Source organism: Microbulbifer hainanensis (assembly GCF_014904735.1).
Classification (GTDB): domain Bacteria; phylum Pseudomonadota; class Gammaproteobacteria; order Pseudomonadales; family Cellvibrionaceae; genus Microbulbifer; species Microbulbifer hainanensis.
Genome location: NZ_JACZCR010000086.1, coordinates 1 through 788 on the forward strand (window position 1 = coordinate 1; position 788 = coordinate 788).

General features: G+C 60.7%; 1 protein-coding gene. It reads right to left on the reverse strand.

Going from position 1 to position 788, the window contains the following annotated elements:
• Positions 1 to 64 precede the first annotated feature (64 nt).
• A partial coding sequence (locus IG168_RS20445; RefSeq protein ID WP_193166456.1) for a DNA-primase RepB domain-containing protein occupies positions 65 to 788 on the reverse strand: 724 nt, incomplete at its 5' end.

Consider the following 788-nt stretch of genomic DNA (forward strand, 5'->3'; position numbering starts at 1 on the left):
CCGGCCATCACCCGAATATTGACGTAACCGTTCTCGAATCTCTCCGTGATCGCGATGTTCTCAGTCATGCCGCATTTCCTCTGACGAAGGTGACGGCCTTCTCGGCGGTGCGGCGCGCGTATTCCTGCTGGCGGTGCGTGTCACCCTTATGAGCCAGATCGCGGGCGCCAAGAATCGCATCTGCGATCATTTCGACTGTTTCTCCCGTCGCGGAAGCCGCGAGAGCGTATGCGAAGTCGGCCCGGTGAAGATCGCCCTGATATTGGGGACTGGTGTGGAACGTCGCGATGTCGACGCTGCGGCGCGGTCGCGCTATCGCATCGGTCAGCCGCCGGCGGCGTTGTTCTTGCGCGCGTGCGCGCTCGAGCACCAAGGCTTGCTCGCAATTGGAAATCATCGATCCGCTCGGCGAAACGGATCGCGGCGCAGTCGAGATCAGGCGCACGAACGGGAACCGGCCCTGTTTCTCGTACTTTGATTTCCGGTTTGTAAATCCGGGCAGCCGTCCGAAATGCCGGAAATCTGCGCTGCTCGGATCGGCGTCGAAGGCATCGGCTAGGTACTTCGCAATGACGGTTGATAGCCCCGGCTCCAGCACGCGTTCATGTCGGATCCAGCCTTGGTAGTTCGCGGGACTGGTTTCGACGATAGCCACCGGGCTAAGACAGGCCAGACGGTCAAGCTGAGACAGAGAGAGATCGTCCAGGAGCGTGAAGGAGTGTGGCGCGACGGGGCGGGCGTAGATATGGCAACCTGCGCTGTTCTTATGGCGTAGCCACGGAATTAGA